Annotated in this window: 15 protein-coding genes; 8 read left to right on the forward strand and 7 right to left on the reverse strand. The window is 58.1% G+C overall.

The window, feature by feature from the left end; genetic code table 11:
• Positions 1–25: 25 nt before the first annotated feature.
• Complete coding sequence (locus ACYZTW_RS11775; protein WP_462004984.1) at positions 26–1,393, reverse strand: erythromycin esterase family protein; 1,368 nt, start codon at positions 1,391–1,393, stop codon at positions 26–28.
• A gap of 273 nt (positions 1,394–1,666) precedes the next feature.
• Between ACYZTW_RS11775 and ACYZTW_RS11780 the strand changes: the two genes are divergently transcribed.
• On the forward strand, positions 1,667–2,698 hold the full coding sequence (locus tag ACYZTW_RS11780) for an NAD-dependent epimerase/dehydratase family protein (protein ID WP_462004985.1): 1,032 nt from the start codon (positions 1,667–1,669) through the stop codon (positions 2,696–2,698).
• Here the strand turns inward: ACYZTW_RS11780 and ACYZTW_RS11785 are convergent.
• The 5 genes from ACYZTW_RS11785 to ACYZTW_RS11805 form a co-directional block, all read right to left on the reverse strand.
• Entirely contained in the window at positions 2,625–3,032 is a 408-nt protein-coding gene (locus tag ACYZTW_RS11785; protein ID WP_462004986.1) for a MerR family transcriptional regulator, read from the reverse strand. The genes ACYZTW_RS11780 and ACYZTW_RS11785 overlap by 74 nt on opposite strands.
• A 63-nt stretch (positions 3,033–3,095) precedes the next feature.
• Entirely contained in the window at positions 3,096–3,653 is a 558-nt protein-coding gene (locus ACYZTW_RS11790) for an NADPH-dependent FMN reductase (RefSeq protein ID WP_462004987.1), read from the reverse strand.
• A gap of 37 nt (positions 3,654–3,690) precedes the next feature.
• Positions 3,691–4,242 (reverse strand): cupin domain-containing protein, encoded by a 552-nt coding sequence (locus tag ACYZTW_RS11795; RefSeq protein WP_462004988.1) that lies wholly within the window; start codon positions 4,240–4,242, stop codon positions 3,691–3,693.
• A 69-nt stretch (positions 4,243–4,311) separates the two neighbouring features.
• On the reverse strand, positions 4,312–5,427 hold the full coding sequence (locus ACYZTW_RS11800; protein WP_462004989.1) for an alcohol dehydrogenase catalytic domain-containing protein: 1,116 nt from the start codon (positions 5,425–5,427) through the stop codon (positions 4,312–4,314).
• A gap of 70 nt (positions 5,428–5,497) precedes the next feature.
• Positions 5,498–6,079, reverse strand: coding sequence for an amino acid synthesis family protein (locus ACYZTW_RS11805; RefSeq protein ID WP_462004990.1), 582 nt, complete (start codon positions 6,077–6,079; stop codon positions 5,498–5,500).
• Between the two features lie 128 nt (positions 6,080–6,207).
• On the opposite strand from ACYZTW_RS11805, the gene ACYZTW_RS11810 reads away from it, so the two are divergent.
• The 3 genes from ACYZTW_RS11810 to ACYZTW_RS11820 all read left to right on the forward strand — a co-directional run bounded on the left by ACYZTW_RS11810 (position 6,208) and on the right by ACYZTW_RS11820 (position 9,410).
• Positions 6,208–7,059 carry a fumarylacetoacetate hydrolase family protein gene (locus ACYZTW_RS11810; protein ID WP_462004991.1) on the forward strand — a complete coding sequence of 284 codons (852 nt, stop codon included), beginning with the start codon at positions 6,208–6,210 and terminating at the stop codon, positions 7,057–7,059.
• Positions 7,060–7,099: 40 nt separating this feature from the next.
• On the forward strand, positions 7,100–7,660 hold the full coding sequence (locus ACYZTW_RS11815; protein WP_462004992.1) for a VOC family protein: 561 nt from the start codon (positions 7,100–7,102) through the stop codon (positions 7,658–7,660).
• A 103-nt stretch (positions 7,661–7,763) separates the two neighbouring features.
• Positions 7,764–9,410 (forward strand): bifunctional 3-(3-hydroxy-phenyl)propionate/3-hydroxycinnamic acid hydroxylase, encoded by a 1,647-nt coding sequence (locus ACYZTW_RS11820; RefSeq protein WP_462004993.1) that lies wholly within the window; start codon positions 7,764–7,766, stop codon positions 9,408–9,410.
• A gap of 93 nt (positions 9,411–9,503) precedes the next feature.
• Here the strand turns inward: ACYZTW_RS11820 and ACYZTW_RS11825 are convergent, their stop codons facing one another.
• On the reverse strand, positions 9,504–10,193 hold the full coding sequence (locus ACYZTW_RS11825) for a GntR family transcriptional regulator (RefSeq protein ID WP_462004994.1): 690 nt from the start codon (positions 10,191–10,193) through the stop codon (positions 9,504–9,506).
• 464 nt (positions 10,194–10,657) lie between these two features.
• Here ACYZTW_RS11825 and ACYZTW_RS11830 point away from each other — a divergent pair, with 464 nt between their 5' ends.
• The 4 genes from ACYZTW_RS11830 (at position 10,658) to ACYZTW_RS11845 (ending at position 17,278) form a co-directional block, all read left to right on the forward strand.
• The gene (locus ACYZTW_RS11830; protein ID WP_462004995.1) at positions 10,658–12,310 is read left to right on the forward strand and encodes a DUF1302 domain-containing protein; all 1,653 of its coding nucleotides are present in this window, start codon (positions 10,658–10,660) and stop codon (positions 12,308–12,310) included.
• A gap of 24 nt (positions 12,311–12,334) precedes the next feature.
• Positions 12,335–13,687 carry a DUF1329 domain-containing protein gene (locus ACYZTW_RS11835; RefSeq protein ID WP_462004996.1) on the forward strand — a complete coding sequence of 451 codons (1,353 nt, stop codon included), beginning with the start codon at positions 12,335–12,337 and terminating at the stop codon, positions 13,685–13,687.
• A gap of 88 nt (positions 13,688–13,775) precedes the next feature.
• Entirely contained in the window at positions 13,776–14,873 is a 1,098-nt protein-coding gene (locus ACYZTW_RS11840) for a WD40/YVTN/BNR-like repeat-containing protein (RefSeq protein ID WP_462004997.1), read from the forward strand.
• Positions 14,870–17,278 (forward strand): efflux RND transporter permease subunit, encoded by a 2,409-nt coding sequence (locus tag ACYZTW_RS11845; RefSeq protein ID WP_462004998.1) that lies wholly within the window; start codon positions 14,870–14,872, stop codon positions 17,276–17,278. Before ACYZTW_RS11840 ends, ACYZTW_RS11845 begins: the two co-directional genes overlap by 4 nt.
• Positions 17,279–17,303 lie beyond the last annotated feature (25 nt).

Consider the following 17,303-nt stretch of genomic DNA (forward strand, 5'->3'; position numbering starts at 1 on the left):
TGCCTGGCGGGCGATACTCCCGGTTTTAGATGCCAAATGGGAAGGTGTCGTCTTCCGGTTCCAGTTCCTGGCTTTTCGGCAGTGCCAGTGCCGTCACCGGTCGGGTCTGTTCAATCCAGACCATGGCATCAAATTGTTCGGCCAGCACCGCTTCGAAGTAATGACTGCTGCGCTCGCTGTCGGGTCGGTAAATCACCCCGATGGCCCGCTCCAGTAATGGTTTGGACAAGGCTCGAAGCAGATCTTTTCGCTGCGGATCTCGCCAATCGGTCAATGAAGCCGGGACACCGGCCTTGAGGAACTGATGCTCCCAACTGTCTGGACGAGAGGGCCGGATGTCCTTGATCCGCATCTCGCCATCCCAGTCATCGGCCGCTGCTACCTGGCCCCGGTCGGTGCTCATGCCGATCAGCACGACATTGCGGCCATAAGCGTTGCGGCACAGCTGACCGATATTGAACTGACCTTTCCAGCCCATTTCCGTGGCCGCCGCGTTGCCGATATGGGAGTTGTGCGCCCACACCACGGCTTTGGTTTTTGGGCCTCGATGCTCAAGCAGGGCCTGTAATGTGTCGAACATGTGTCGGTCACGCAGGTTCCAGGAGGCGGTCGAACCTCGATAAATCGCTCGATAGTATTGTTCCGCCGCCCGGACGACCCGGGCGTTTTGCGCAGCATTGAAGAACGCCTCGTCGTATTGGACAAGCCCGGCCAGTTGTTCGGCCAGCATGACATTGAGCTGGTCGACCACGGCATGCTCGCAGGGCATCAGGCCGTCGCGCTCGACAAAATGACCGTACAACGCAGGATCATCCTGCCAGGGTGTCAAACAGCCATAGCGACGCCTTGCCTCGTGTGCGAGGTGCGGGTCGACCCGTTCCAGATAGCTCAGCACTTCATGAATGGAGTTACGCAAACTGTAAACGTCCAGACCGCGAAACTCGATGCGACATTCAGGGGCTTGCTCGTGGTTGTATTGATGGAGCCAATGGGCGAACGCCCTCACATCGGTGTTGCGCCACATCCAGGTCGGAAACCGGCTGAAGATATGACGTTTCCAGGCCGAGGGCGCCAGTCCCCGGACATAACGGTCGACATGACCTGCGTCTGGCCAGTCGGCTTCAACCGCCACGATATTGAAGCCGTGCTGCTCGATCAGTCTTTGGGTGATCGCCGCCCGGGCTCGATAGAATTCGCGAGTGCCATGACTGGCTTCACCGATCATCACCACCCGCGCATCAGCGTAGCGGTCGAACATTTCACCAAGGGCTTCGGCGTCCAGTTCCGGCAGGGGCTCGGCGTATTGACGCAGGAGCGGGGCGATGGCGGCTTCGTCAATGTGGCTATGTGAGCCATAAAGTGTGTCTGGCATGTCGTGGGAGTTTGTGTTCATGGACGTCATCCCCATGAGGGTGAATTGCCCGATGTGCAGTGAGTCGGCTTTGATCGGCACGACTGACCTGTCTGTGTTTAATTTGAGTCAGAAACAGGAAAAAAATTCTTCGCCAGTGCCCCGTCGATTCGGCAATCCGGTATTGGCTCAGAAGGGTCAGGATGGATCGCTACAAGGCGTATCCGTTGTTGATGCTTGACTCTGTCCCAAGGGGCAGAGGCTAAGGTCGTCCTCGCCAAAACGGATGCGTGTTCAAGCGAGGGGGACAGTTGTATGAGTCAGTTATGTCTGGTCACAGGCGCCAATGGGCATTTGGGCAATACGTTGGTCAGAGCTTTGCTCGATCAGGGTTATCGAGTCCGCGCCGGGGTTCGTGATGTGAACGATTCGGCAGCGTTCGAAGGGCTGGACTGCGAACGGGTGTATGCCGAACTGCTCGACGAAGCGGCCATGTTCGAGGCGTTGAACGGGGTGGACGTATTGTTTCAGGTCGCCGCGGTGTTCAAGCACTGGGCGAGGCATCCGCACGCCGAGATTATCCAACCGAATGTGCAAGGAACACGTCGCGTTTTGCAGGCGGCGGCGAAGGCCGGGGTCAAGCGCGTGGTGTATGTCAGTTCCGTTGCGGCCATCGGTCAGAACGGCCAGGCGCTTGATGAAGAGCACTGGAATGACGAGGATCAGAACGCCTATTACGTGTCCAAGATCCTGTCGGAGCAAATGGCTTGGCGGACGGCGCAGGCCCTGAAACTTTGGATGGTCTCGGTGTTGCCCTCGGCGATGATCGGCCCCAACGCAGCCAAACTGACTGACACCATGAGGTTTGTCGATTCGATCAGACGGCGACAAATGCCTCTGGACCCAGGCTTTCATTTCAATTTTGTCGACGTGCGAGATGTCGCCCTGGGGATGATCCTCGCGGCAGAGAAAGGCCGGCCAGGGCAGCGCTACATTCTGGCAAATGAGCGGTCCTCTTCACTGGCCGAGATCATTGATGCCGCGAACGTAGTTTCACCTGGCTATCGCCAGCCACTGCCGGCACCAAGATGGCTGCTGGTCGCTGTGGCGTGGATGCAGGAGCGTTGGGCGGCCTTGACCGGTCGGCCGGCCCAACTGTTGCTCAGTCAGGTCAGGATGTTTCATGACGTCAAGCAGGAATACGCCATCACCAAGGCCAGGACCGAATTGGGCTTCCGTCCACGAGCGCCGCACGTTGCGCTGCAATCGACGTTTACCTATCTAGGCCAGCGCTCGACGCATCGCGATGAGGCGTTACCACTGCGCCCGGTTCAAACAGCAAATTGATCTCGCTTTTGAGTTCGCCGAGGTGATCAGCCAAGGCTAGCAAGTCGGCTATTTTCTCGAAGATTTGCTGGCGCTTGAGGTCGATGGCCTCGTTGGCCAGTCCCACGGGAAAGGCTTTCAATAGGTTCTTGGCAGCGATCAGTGGAACCATCTCGCCAAGCTTGAAGCCGGCGACCTGTGCCCGACGGATAAGGCGCACGAGCGTGAGGTGATGGGAGGTGTAGACGCGATATCGACCCTGGCGATCCGGTTCCGGGATCAACCCCATCTGTTCGTACAGTCGAATGGCTTTCGGGGTGCAACCGGTGAGCCCGGCGAGTCTTCCAATGAACATCAGCAATCCTTCTCGCCACGCGAGTCGCTATCGAAAATCTGCAAGCCATCCTATCGCAGCCGGCTAAGACAATAGCCTGATTTCAGCGATCAAATGATCGACACCCGCCAGCATGAACTCGATCGTTGTTTCGTCGACAAAGCTGCCGTTCTGGATTTTTTGATTAACGCCGGGAATGACTATCTGGGGGCTGCTAATGACCCTGGACAGGGTGGCCGACAGCGTTTCCCGCAGTTGAGACTGGGCACGCACCCCACCGAGCACGCCGGGTGAAGAAGTCATGATCAGCACGGGCTTGTTTTTCAGCGGTGAATTGAAGCCGGGGCGGGAGGCCCAATCCAGCGCATTTTTCAGTACGCCGGAGGTGCCGTAGTTGTATTCAGGCGAGCAAATGATCAAACCATCGGCTTGTGCGATGGCCTCTTTCAACGCCGCCACGGATGCCGGCAGCGCTTCCGCTTCGATGTCTGCGTTGTACAGGGGAATGTCATTCAGCGCGAAGAGACTCATTTCTGCCTGATCGCCCAATCGAGCGCAAAGCGACTTGAGAATCGCAGTATTCGTTGACTGTGAACGCAGGCTGCCTGAAATACCGAGTAGACGATGAGCGACAGTGGCCATAAAAATCCTTCAATCCGAGAAATGAATAATCAAAACACTACACAGCCTGTTTCTCTGGAGGTGCCACCCCGATCATCACAAACAGTGCCCGGGCAATCCGGTCACTTTTGTTGCGCCACGCGTGTCGCGTGCCATTTTGAATAACGATGTCGCCGGCTTTTACCAGACGGATCTGACCGTTATCCAGCTCCAGCCACATTTCACCCTCCAGAATGATTCCGTAATCAATGGTGGCGGTGGTGTGCATGCCTGGATGGTCCGGCTCGAAGCTTTCGATCAAGCCCGGCAGTGCAGCGCTCAACTCGCCAAAGGCCTGGACGCCATCGACAAGGTTCTGCATGACGGTGTCGGGTGGGAAATCAAACATGGCGATGCTGGTGCCGCCCTGAGGAGGAATCAGCGAGGCGTGAGCAAGCGTCGGGTCGCGCTCTTTTTCGAGGAGCGCCGGATGGGCGGGGGTCGCCCACAGCTGGGCCATTGCGTGCCCCGGGATTGAGGCAAAGGACTGGGCCCTTGGGGCATAGTCGTCTGAAACGAACACGGAATTGCCCTGTTCGTCGTGGCCGGTCACGATTCTTCTAATCTTCATAGGGATTACTCAACGGGCAGTCAAAGAGGCAGCGAGGGGCGGTTGAACCGCTCCGCTCGCTGAGTTTAGTCAAGGACAGATGACGTAGTTGCTGAAGCCGCCATGACGGTTTTCGATACCGGTAATCGCGCTGTTGACGTCCTCCAGACTGAAGGCTGTGTTTTCGAAGAATGAGAGATCCAGCACCCCGGATTCAACCATGTCCGCCATGGCTTGGCCTTGTCCGGTGGTGAACCAGGCCGATCCGCTGATCTGGATGTCGTTGTCCATGATCCAGTGAAGGTCGATCGGCACTTCGCCGGCGATGGCGCCTACGTTCACCAGATGCCCACCGCGGTGGAGGGATTTAAGGGCCTGAGTCAGGCTCTCGTGCGGTGCCCCCGGACCCAGCGCATCAATGACCACATCGACCCCTTCGCCATGGGTGACTTCATAGGCCCATTCGTGGGTGGGAATCGTACCGAGGGTGTGGATTTCAATCCGGCCCGGGGCGGCCAGGTCTTTCACCTTCTGGAACAGATCCTGGTTTCGGGCGGTGCCGAGGATTTTACGAACACCCATGGCCAGCGCCAGGGCGACGGCGCCAAGGCCGAGCGTCCCGCTGATCCCGTTGATCAGCACCGTGCTGCCGGGGCCAGCGTTGGCCTTGAGCAATGCTTTGTAGGCGGTGCCCAGATAACCCAGGCGCGCGGCGGTTTCGAAGCTGATGTTGTCCGGCAGTTTGACCAGGCTGTATTGCGGGGCAGGGATGTACTCGCAAAGGCCGCCGTAAGGGTAGTCTTCGAACATGCGCGGGCTTTTCGGTGTGAACCCGAAATAGCCGTTGAACGTATAGGCGGTGCACGCAATGGTGTTGCCCGCGCGGCAGGCCCGGCACGAACCGCAGTGCCTTCCCGGATTGACGTAAACCCGGTCACCGACCTTGAAATCGTAGACCTGGGCGCCGACGGCTTCGACGACACCTGAAGGGTCCAGTCCGAAAATGGCAGGGAGCTTCGGCAGGGGATTCTGCGGGAACCATTTGACCCAGTTGGTGAGGATGTTGTGCAGGTTCGGGACGATCCCGCAGGCCTTGATCTTGACCAGCACCTCGGTCGGACGAATCTCGGGGACGGGCACTTGCTCGATGACCATGGGTTTACCGCCTTCATACAGACGTGCGGCGCGCATAGTTTTTGCAGTCATGATGTTCTCCAACACACATATTGTTTTTGTAGTGGTATGTAACCCTGCAGCACGCTTCAAATCATCGGCACTAACGCAGCCCGTCTTCGCCCTTCACCTCGGCGGCAGCCAGCCCGCCGAGTCGCGCATGAATCCGCCCGCCGGTGGCCATGGCCAGGCCAAACGCGATTTCGCCGCGACGAGGGCCGTCCCATACGGTCATTTCCGCCACGCCGAAGTGGCTGCGAACATAGGCCGCCTGGATGTGCCCGAGCGGGATCATCACCCGGCAACCCGGGCCACCGATGGTCTTCGCCGCCGGCACGATCGCCTTAGGATTGCCGAGGGCTTCGCGCATGGCCCAGCCGCCGGCTTCGTGCCAGACAGCCCCGTGTTCCAGCTCGCCGTCTTCGCCGACGATTGCACCCTTGCCATAGGCTTGTACATGCCTGGCGCCGCCCAGCGCATGGATCAGTTGCTCGGACAGCTGCGCCCCTAATCCCCTCAACTCCTGCATGAACGGCAGCAGATCCTCGACATATTGACCTGCGTAGGGGTTGGCGACCACGGCGGTGGCGACCGCGATCCTGAGCGGGACCGACGAGCGAGGCCCGCCTTCATGGAACACTTCTTCGATGTCCAGTTTGACCTTACGAACCATCACAAGCGACATGCCTAACCTCCAGAACCGAGGGCCTCAAGCGGCTCGTTATTTTTTTTAAAACCGGCCTTTTGCATTATGCATTTTATGATGTATGGTGCAAGAAATTAGTTTTTGTGCATAAAAAACAGGAGAAGAACATGAAGCTGATTTCGTACCGCAAAGAGGGGAAGGCCCATTTCGGCGCCGTGTCCGGTGACGGGGTGGTCGAGCTGACCCGGCGTTTTACGCAGGTTGCAGACCTTGCATCCTTTCTGGCCGACCCGGCCCTGATGCAGCAGGCTCGCCAGATCGTAGACGCCGCGCAACCCGACTACCCGTTTTCAAGCGTTGAACTGGAAGCCGTCATCCCCAACCCCGGAAAGGTGATTTGCGTCGGCATTAACTATGTGGCTCACGCTGAAGAAGCCGGCAGAAAGGTCGGTGAATTCCCGGTGATTTTTCAGCGTTTCGCCGAAACCCTTCTGCCCCACGGAGAACCGCTCGTAAGGCCTCAGGTATCAGAGCAATTTGATTTCGAAGCTGAACTGGCCGTGGTGATCGGCAAAGGAGGGGCGCATATCGATCCGGCCGATGCGATGGATCACGTCGCGGGTTACACCTGCTTCAACGACGCCAGCGTTCGCGACTGGCAGTTTCATACGCACCAGTACGGCATGGGCAAGACCTTCAGAAAAACCGGTGCGCTGGGCCCGTGGCTCATTCCCGCTTCGGAAATTTCCGATTACCGTAAGCTGGTGGTACGCGGAGTACTCAATGGTGAGCAGTTGCAGGAAGGCAGTCTTTCAGAGTTGGCATTCGACATTCCGCATTTGATTTCGTACGTGTCGAAGGCACTGGCGTGGAACCCGGGCGACATTCTGGCAACCGGTACGCCGAGCGGGATTGGCTTCAAGAGGAATCCACCGATTTTCCTTAAACCCGGTGATGTTTTCGAAGTGGTCATCACAGAGATCGGGACGCTATCGAACGGCGTTATTGACGAAGCCTAAGCGTTGTCCTCTACACAATCATAAAAACTGGAGGTTCCACATGCCCGCGTTACCGACTATCAATTTCACCCACTCCGGCGTGTTTTGCGCAGACCTCGATCGCATGGTCGATTTCTACTGCCGTACCTTAGGCTTCATCGTCAGTGACAAAGGTGTCGCCTCAACGGGTCATCGGCTGTTTTTCATGACGCAAAACCCTGAATTGCATCACCAGGTTGTGCTCTTCGACGGCAAGCCCGTCGACCTGCCTTTTAACCCGATCAATCAGTTGTCGTTCCTGCTGAACTCGCTGGATGACTTGAAGACTTACTACCAATTCGCCAAAAGCCGTGGCATTGAAGGGATCGCTCAGGTGGATCACGGCAACGCCTGGTCGATGTACTTCAAAGACCCTGAGGGCAACCCCATCGAAATGTATGTCGATGCGCCGTTCTACACCGCACAACCGTGCAAGGAACCCCTCGATCTCGAGCTGCCGACCGAGGTCATCCTGGCCCAGACTGAAGCCATGTGTAAGCGCCGCCCAGGCTTCCAGACGCGAGAAGAGTGGAAGAACTCCATCCGCGCGAAGATCGAAGAACAGCGGGTTCGAATCGGCTGACAACGCGCCGATCTGTGGATGTTGAAGCCTGGTTGATGGACACGCGCATGCCTGTTCATCAACCAGACGTCGCACTGGATAAAAACAAAAAGCGGAGTAGACGATGGACTACGATGTCATCATTGTTGGAATGGGTCCGGTGGGTGCTCTGTGCGCAAATCTGGCCGGCATGTGGGGGCTGAAGGCTCTCGTCGTGGACAAGTCCGAAACGGTGTACACCAACCCCAGGGCCATGGGGTTTGACCACGAAGTGATGCGTGTTTTCGGCAATATCGGCCTGGCCAATGAGATCGCCGAACATGTCATGCCTTATCGCCCCTCGGAGTACCGAACCACCGGCTCTGCGCTGATCAAGCGCATTGATGCCGCCAAGCCTCCCTTTCCGCTGGGTTGGGCACCGAATTATGTGTTCTCGCAACCCCCCGTCGAGCGTGCGCTGCGGGGTAAAATTGCCGATTTGAAGTCAGTCACCGTGGAACTCGGTTCAGAGGTTCTGTCGGTCGATTCCACGGGCTCGCAAGCGGATGTGCGCATTCGGGCCAAAGACGGAACCGAGCGCACGGTGACAGCGGACTATGTGTTGGCGTGTGATGGCGGCACCAGCCCGATCCGCACCCGACTGGGGCTGAAGATGGAGGATCTGGCCTTCGATGAGCCGTGGCTCGTGGTCGATGTGATCCTCAATGAAGGGGCGGGCGAGCATCTGCCGAAGACCAACGTGCAGTTTTGCGAGCTGGCCAGGCCTTGTACCTTTGTCGTCGGGCCGGGTCAGCATCGGCGCTGGGAGTTCATGATCAATCCTGACGAACAGCCGACGGAAATATCACAGCCCGAAGCGATCAAGAAGCTGATCTCCCGTTGGTTGCCGGAGGGCGACTATCAGCTATGGCGGGCGTCCGCTTATCGATTCCACGCACTGATCCTGGAGCAGTGGCAGTCCGACCGGGTGTTCTTCCTCGGAGACGCGGCGCACATGACGCCGCCCTTCCTGGCGCAAGGCATGTGCCAGGGGATTCGCGACGCATTGAACCTGGTCTGGAAGCTCGCGCTGGTGAAAGGCGGGCTGGCAGCCCCGGCGTTCCTGAACACCTACCAGACCGAACGAGTGCCTCATGTGCGCCAAACGACGATGGCGGCCAAGGAGTTCGGTGGCGTGATTTGCGAACGCGACAGTGAGAAAGCCGCGATCCGCGATGCGCGATTGATCCAGCAGATGACGGAGAACCCGGCAGGGACTATCAGACAATCGCTGATTCCGGGGTTGTCTCAAGGGTTTGTCGCGCAGGTCGCGCCTGCCGGTGAGCTGTTCCCGCAACCGATGGTCATCAACCATGCCGGCAAGACGGCGCTGCTGGATGAGTTTACCGGCCAGTCCTTCCGTGTGGTCATTGCCCCCGGGTTTGACGCCAGCGCTTTACTGAGATGCCTGCGCAGCAGTCAATCGCTCAAAGGCCTGCCCATTCATGTCGTGCGATTGGTCGACCCTCAACAGTCAGGTCCACGCACTGCGGATGATTATCAGGAGGTCGATGGGGTACTGGCGCAATGGCTTGAGCGCCGAGGCTGCAATGTCGTCATCGTGCGGCCGGATCACTACGTGTATGGCGGGGCGGTCACGGTTGCCTGGGCGATGGAGTTGCTGGAGGGGATGGAGCTTGCGCTGTGGAGCAAGAAGCCTGAACAGGCTGCACAGAGTGCTGGCGGCGCCAGCGACCCGATGATCAGGTTTGCCCAAGGGCTAAGTCAGTAGGAAGCATAAGCCAGTAAAAGGAAGCCCTTCGCTTCGCACTGTCCACGAAAACAGTCGCGAGGCGAAGGGCTTTTTGCTGCAATCCCGATGGATCTATTGAAGCGTGGCCTGTTGGCGTTCGATCGCTTCGATGGTTCGGTCCAGGGTGTCCTGAATGTGGTTGCGCAACAGCGTCACCGCTTTGCCTGCGTCCCGTGCCAGCGCAGCATCCATCAGATCCTGATGCTCATTGCCCTTGTGGCGTTGCCGGATTCGCTGCTTGGCAGAGAAGCGTCTGTAGCGCTCGGCCCGGTCAAACAGGGAGTCGATCATTTTGAGCATCAACGGTGATGGGCAAGCCGCAAACAGCGCGAAGTGGAACGCCTTGTGCCGGGTAGACCAGTCATCGTCGAGTACCAGCACGCCAGTTCCGAGCTTTTTCTCAATTAGATTCAACCGATGAAACGCGCCCAGCACATCGGCCTCCCACGCGTCATCGCCAAATTTGATGGCGTCGCCTAGCGCCTCGCATTCCAGCAAACAGCGCATCCGCGTGATGTCGCGAAAATCCGTGGTGGAAATCGGGGCAACCCTGAACCCTTTGTTATCGCTGGCTTCGACAACGCCGTCCTGAGTCAGGCGATTGAGCGCCTCACGAATCGGGGAACTGCTGAGGCCATAGGTTTTGGACAGTTCGGCGACTTTGAGTTTTTCGCCGGGGGCCAGCTCGCAACAAACAATCGCCTTTTTCATCTTCGTCAACGCGACTTCGATCAGCGGACTGCTGGGGGAGGAGGGGATCATGATGGGTCATCCTGAAATTTGCACTAAACGGATTTTATGCGCAAAAAGTTGTTTGGTGCAAAGGATGAATCCTGCATTGCACATAAATTTTTCGGTGTCGCAAGGGAAAATTTGACGAGCAGTCTTTCGACCGCTCTAGACCGGCCTTCGGTCTCTGAAACCCCTTCCCGCAATCCCTTCTCAACCCTCATGTCTTATCGGGTCTGCTTACGCACATCCCGCCGATACCCCCGTCCAGCTATCCGAATGAACGCCCGAATCTTCTTGACTTTGAATTTGTGCAGGAATACGTTTTGTGCACAAAGTGATGTGAAATGCAATAAATCGATGTTTGCGCATAAATGTTCGGGCTCGCAGAGCTGAACAGAACGAACAGGGAAGAAGCGCCGCAGCACCCGTGGTATTCGCAGCCAATGCTGCGAGTGGATGACCTTTTACAAAAACAAAAAAACAGGAACATCTTCATGAAAACAGCCAACCAGCGGCTCTGCCCGTTGCCGGTTTCCAGCATCGCCTGTGCGGTCAGCGCAACGGTGCTGCTGAGCCTCTCAACGCCCTCGCACGCCTTCCAGATCGACACCGGTAATCCCGATCTTTCGGCGACTTGGGACAACACGATCAAGTACAGCAACGCGTGGCGCGTGAACAAACTTGATCACAAGGTCGCGGTCGGCCCGGGCAACTCCAACAGCAATCCCAACCTGGATGACGGCGACCGAAATTTTGATCGTGGTCTCATTTCCAATCGCCTCGATGTTTTGTCCGAATTCGACATCAAGTACAAAGACGTCGGTGCTCGCCTGAGTGCAGCCTCCTGGTACGACAATGTCTACGCCCACGACAACGATAACGACTCTCCCGGCACCGCCAACTCGGTGAGCGTCGACCACGATGAGTTCACCAGCGACACCCGCCGCATCCACGAACAGCACACCGAAATCCTCGATGCGTTTGTCTATGGCTCGAAGGAAATCGGCACTACGTCGCTGTCCGGGCGACTCGGCCAGTTCACGCAAATCTATGGTGAAAGCCTGTTCTTTGGGGCCAACGGCATCGCCAATGCGCAGTCCACCGTTGACCTGGTGAAGCTGCAATCCGTACCCAGCTCCCAGTTCAAGGAAATCCTGATGCCCACCAAACAGGTGTCAGGCAACTGGCAGCTGAACGACACGGTCAGCGTCGGCGCCTACTACCAATTCGAGTGGAACAAGACGCGCCTGCCCGCAGCAGGCAGCTACTTCAGCGGCGCGGATTTTGTCGGCGAAGGCGGGGAGCGGGTGTTCTTCCCCACCGGCGAGCTACGCCACGGCAAGGACATCGATGCCAAAGATTCCGGGCAGTTTGGTGCGCAACTGAAGTTCGCCGTCGAGGACTGGGAGTTCGGTCTGTACGCCGCGAAATATCACGAGAAGACCCCGGTGTTTTACTTTCGTCCGGCCGCGCTGGTCCCTGGTGCTGATGACACGTTCGTCAACGTTTATCCCGAGGACGTCAAAGTGTTCGGCGCAAGTTTCAGCACCCTGGTCGGCGAAGCCAACATTGCCGGTGAAACCTCGATTCGGCTCGATACGCCGTTGGCAGGTGTCGGCGGAACGATCATCACCGGTCTGGATTCCGACAACGATTCGAACCCGGCTTACCCCATCGGCCGGTCGTGGCATGCCCAGGTGTCGATGGTCAATGTCTATGGCGGAACCGCGTTCTGGGACGGTGCTTCGTTCGTCGGTGAACTGGCGTTCAACCGCCGTCTCAGTGTGACCAAGAATGCCGATCAACTGGACCCCAACACCACCCGTGATGCCTTCGCGCTGCGCTTCACCTTCGAACCCCAGTACTTCCAGGTCTTCCCCGGCATCGACGTTCAAACCCCAATCACCCTTGGTTACAACCCTTCCGGGCGCTCCTCGGTCACGCCTCAGGCGTTCGGCCCGGAACATGGCGGGGACCTGACGTTGGGCCTCAAGGCCGATTACAAGAAGCAGTGGTACGCCTCGCTGACCTACACCAACTTTTTCGGTGAGGCGGGACCTGTCATCAACTCCTCCAACTCGTTCACTTACCAGCAAAACATGAAAGACCGGGATTTTGTGGCGTTCTCGATCCAGCGAACCTTTTAAGCAAAGAACAGGCGGGCCCTGATAATGACAAACATTAAACTGCTGTTGCTTTCCACCCTGTCGATCTCAATCTGTGCCAGCACTGCCTTCGCGGCGGTGAGTCCTGACGAGGCGGCGAAGCTCAAGACCACCTTGACCCCCATGGGCGCCGAAAAGGCCGGTAATACCGACGGCTCGATTCCGGCCTGGACGGGCGGGCTGACCAAGGAAGTGGCCGGGGCAAAATCCGGCGATATGCCGGCCGATCCGTTCCCCGGTGAGAAGCCGAAGTTGCAGATCACCGCCAAGAACGCTGCGCAATACGCGGACAAGTTGAACGAAGGGACGAAAGCCTTGCTGGCCAAATATCCCGACACCTTCCATCTCGATGTGTACCCGACTCATCGAACCGCCGCGGCCCCCGACAGCGTTTATCAAAACACCTTTACCAACGCGACCCAGTGCAAGACCACCAGCAATGGATTGTCGGTAGAGGGATGTTACGGCGGCATTCCGTTTCCGATCCCGAAAACCGGTAACGAGGTGATCTGGAATTTCCTTCTGCGCGTCGAGGCGGAATCCATTCAGATGGGGTATGCCAATATCATCGGCAATGCTGACGGAACCCGAACATTGGCTAGCCGTGGCGTCGAGAACTGGCAGTACCCGTACTACTTCAAAGACGGCGGCGTGGACAAGTGGTCGGGGCAGTATGCGCTGCTGCGGTTCTTGACCAACGAACCCCCGTTCAAGGCCGGCGAGTCGCTGGTGACGCACGACAGCATCAACGCCCAGGAACCGCGGGAAGCCTGGCAATACCTGGTCGGCCAACGCCGCGTGCGCCGCGCGCCTACCGTGGGTTATGACACGCCAGACTTCGTGGCGTCGGGTGCCAACTACTTCGATGAGGTGCATGGTTTCATCGGCCACCCGGATCGTTATGACTGGAAACTGGTCGGCAAAAAAGAGCTGTACATCCCGTACAACGACAACAAATTTAACGCAGAAAAACGCGACGATGCCTTTGCGGCCAACCACCTCAACTCGGACAAGGTGCGCTGGGAGCTGCATCGCGTCTGGGAGCTGGAGGCGACTGTCGCCCCAGGCAAACGCCACGCCGTGCCCAAGCGCAAATTCTTCATCGATGAAGACAGCTGGACGGTCTCGCTGGTCGATGGCTACGACGCCGAAGGCAAGCTGTGGCGTGTGTCCCAGGTGCTTCCATTCGTTGTGCCTTCCATCCCGGCGGTGGTGGTGAAACCGGTGGTGATCTACAACCTGCAAGCCAAGACGTACAGCGTCGTGCAAAGCCTGAACGGCGAAACCTACAGCGTTATCCCGCGCAAGCCCGAGAACTTCTTTACCGGTAACTCGGTAGCGTCCGGATCGGTGCGCTGAGCCTCGCAACAGCGTGTTCAAACTTGTGTTCCATGGACGCCGTGCCACTGACGCGGCGTCCATGGAACCGCATCATCGAGGCTCGAAAATGCGTATTCAAACTCCCAGGCTTTTACATCCGCACCCGTTTAAGGCGTTCATGCTGAGCGTGTCGATCATCACGGCGCTCACCGGCACGGCTGCGGCACAAACCGATGGACTGCCGGTGCAGCCATCGATCACCAGCGCCATGGCGGCGCAGTCGGTCATGCTGAGTGTTGCGAGGGCAGGGAAACGCCTCGTGGCCGTTGGCGAACGAGGGTTCATCATTGTGTCTGATGACAATGGCGGCACCTGGAAGCAAGTCAGTTCCCCGGTCAGCATGACGCTGGTCAAGGTTCGTTTCATCGATGAGCTTGAAGGCTGGGCGGTCGGGCACGCCGGGGTTGTCCTGCACAGCCAGGATGGCGGGCTGAGCTGGAGCAAGCAACTTGATGGCGTCCAGGCAGCCGGGATCGAATTGCAGGAAGCGAAACGCTTCGACGATGCGGAAAAAATCGCTCAAGCACAGCAACTGGTGGACGATGGCCCCGACAAACCCCTGCTCGATCTGCTCTTCCTGGACGCCAAAAACGGGCTGGTGGTGGGCGCTTATGGTCTGGCGTTTGTCACCCATGATGGCGGGCTCAGCTGGCAATCGATCCGTTCCCGAATCGATAACCCGAACGGATTGCATCTCTACAGCATTGAGCGGGTGGGCGCGGACCTCTTCGTCGCCGGCGAACAGGGCACGTTGTTGCGCTCAGGTGACGAGGGCCAGACCTTCGAGTCGCTGACTTCCCCCTATGAGGGCACAACCTTCGGGCTCCAGGCCACCAGCAGCGGTTCGATTCTGGCGTTCGGGCTGCGTGGAAAAGCCTTCGAGTCCAAAGATCGCGGCGATACCTGGCAGCGCCTCGACACCTTGCAGCCCGTCACTTTGACCAGCGGCCTGCGCCTTGACGATGGCTCGGTCCTGCTCACCGATGAGTCCGGCCGAGTGCTGCGTTTCGCGGACGGCGATACCAAAGCCTCTGTCCTTCAAGTGACTCAACCCGGTTACTTCACGGGCATGGCGCTAGCTGCGAACGGTGACCTGATCATCAGCAGTGCACGCGGCATGCTGTCGTCCGTGGTCGCAGTGGAATCGTCGGAGCACGATCAATGAACAGCTTTACGCGCACTGCCGAGCATCACACCGTCCCTCAAACGGACACATTCGATCCTTCTTCCGGCACCCTGGTTGAACGGCTTTTGTTCAATCACCGTCGCATCATTTTGGGCATCTGTGTCTTGCTCAGCCTGGTGTTCGGCTACCAGGCGCTGAGTTTGAAACTCAATGCCGCCTTCGAAAAAATGATCCCGACGGATCACCCTTATGTGCAGAACTACCTGAAGAATCGCGGCCAATTGGGGGAGGGCGGCAATACTTTGCGGATTGCGATCGAGGCCAGGCAGGACGGCATTTTTGATGCCGCCTACCTTGAGACGGTCAAGAAAATCAACGACGAGGTGTTTTTGCTCCCTGGTGTCGACCGGTCGTACATGAAGTCCCTGTGGACCCCGGCGACCCGCTGGATCGGCGTGACGGAGGAGGGTTTCGACGGCGGCCCGGTCATCCCTGACAACTACGATGGCTCTGCCGGCAGCCTGGAGCAGGTTCGACAGAACGTCGAACGATCGGGCGAAGTCGGCCGACTCGTGGCCTCTAACTTTAAGTCCAGCATCGTGCTTTTGCCGCTTCAGGACATTACCTCGGACGACGGCAAACCTCTGGACTACAACGCGCTCTCAAGTCAGCTCGAACAGATTCGGGCCAAGTACGAAACCGACAACATCAAAATCCACATCACCGGTTTCGCCAAGGTGGTGGGTGATCTGATTGACGGCATGCGGCAAATGCAGCTGTTCTTCGCCGCGACGCTGGTGATTTGCGGCATCGTGTTGTTCTGGTACACCCGCTGCATTCGCAGCACGCTGTTGGTGCTGCTGTGTTCGATCATCGCCGTGGTCTGGTTGCTGGGGTTGCTGCCCACCTTGGGGTTTGACCTTGATCCGTATTCGATCCTCGTCCCGTTTCTGGTGTTCGCGATCGGGTTGAGTCACGGCGCGCAGAAGATGAACGGGATCATGCAGGACATCGGGCGCGGAGCCGACAAGCTGGTGGCGGCACGCTTCACTTTTCGCCGGCTGTTTTTGACCGGGCTGATGGCGCTGGTGGCAGACGCCGTGGGTTTCGCGGTGTTGATGATCATCAAGATTCCGGTGATTCAGGATCTGGCCGTCGCCGCGACAATCGGCGTTCTGACGCTGATTTTCACCAACCTGATTCTGTTGCCGATTCTGTTGTCGTACACCGGTGTCAGCAAAGCGGCGGCTCAGCGTGAAGCGGCTAACGACAAGTTCTCGCAGCTGGACGCGCTTCACGCCCGGCTCCCGTTCTGGGCCTTTCTGGATCGATTCACCGAGCGCAAATGGGCGAGCGGTGCAATTCTCATCGCCGTGATGCTGGGGGTGGCCGGTTTTGCCGTCAGCCTGCACGTGAAGATCGGTGACCTGAATCCCGGGGCACCGGAACTGCGTCCGGAGTCGCGCTACAACAGCGACAACCGCTTTATGGTCAGCAACTTTTCCGCCAGCAGTGACAAGTACGTGGTGATGGTGAAAACGCCGCAGTACTTCTGCGCCAACTACCAGACACTGGTGTCGGTCGATGCACTGGAAGCACAGCTTCAACAGCTGCCGGGGGTGGTGTCCACGACGTCGTTGGCGGCGCTGAGCAAGCAGGCCGCAGCGGGCATGAATGAAGGCAGCATGACCTGGTATGAGATCCCCCGTAACCAGGGGCTATTGAACGCGATCATCACCCGCGCACCGCGCGAGCTGTTCAACCAGAACTGCGACCTGCTGACGGTGTATGTCTACCTCAAGGACCACAAGGCGGACACGCTCACCAGTGTGGTGCAGACCGTCGAGCAGTTCGCGGTGACCCATAACACCGATCAGCTCCAATTCCTCAATGCGGCGGGCAATGCCGGGATCGAAGCGGCGACCAACATCGTGGTGAAGCGTTCGAACGTGCAGATGCTGTTCATGGTGTACGCCGCCGTCATCGCCCTGTGCTTTATCACCTTCAGATCCTGGCGAGCGGTGGTGTGTACGGTACTGCCGCTGATGCTGACGTCGATTTTGTGCGAGGCCTTGATGGTAGGTCTGAACATCGGCGTCAAGGTGGCGACGCTCCCCGTGATCGCATTGGGGGTGGGCATCGGTGTGGATTACGCGTTGTATATCCTCAGCGTGACACTCACTAATCTGCGCAATGGCTCGAGCCTGTCGGATGCGTACTACCTGGCCCTGCTTTCCACGGGCAAGGTGGTGGTGATGACCGGGATTACGCTGGGTGTTGCCGTGCTCACCTGGGTGCTGTCGCCGATCAAGTTTCAAGCCGACATGGGCATTCTGCTGGGGTTCATGTTCATCTGGAACATGGTGGGCGCTTTGGTATTGGTTCCGGCACTGGCGCATTTTCTACTCAAGCCCAAGAACCAGCCGTTGCCTGTGAATGGGTGATACCTGACGGCGAGAGCGGGTTCAG

This window comes from Pseudomonas sp. LB3P25 (genome assembly GCF_054897985.1).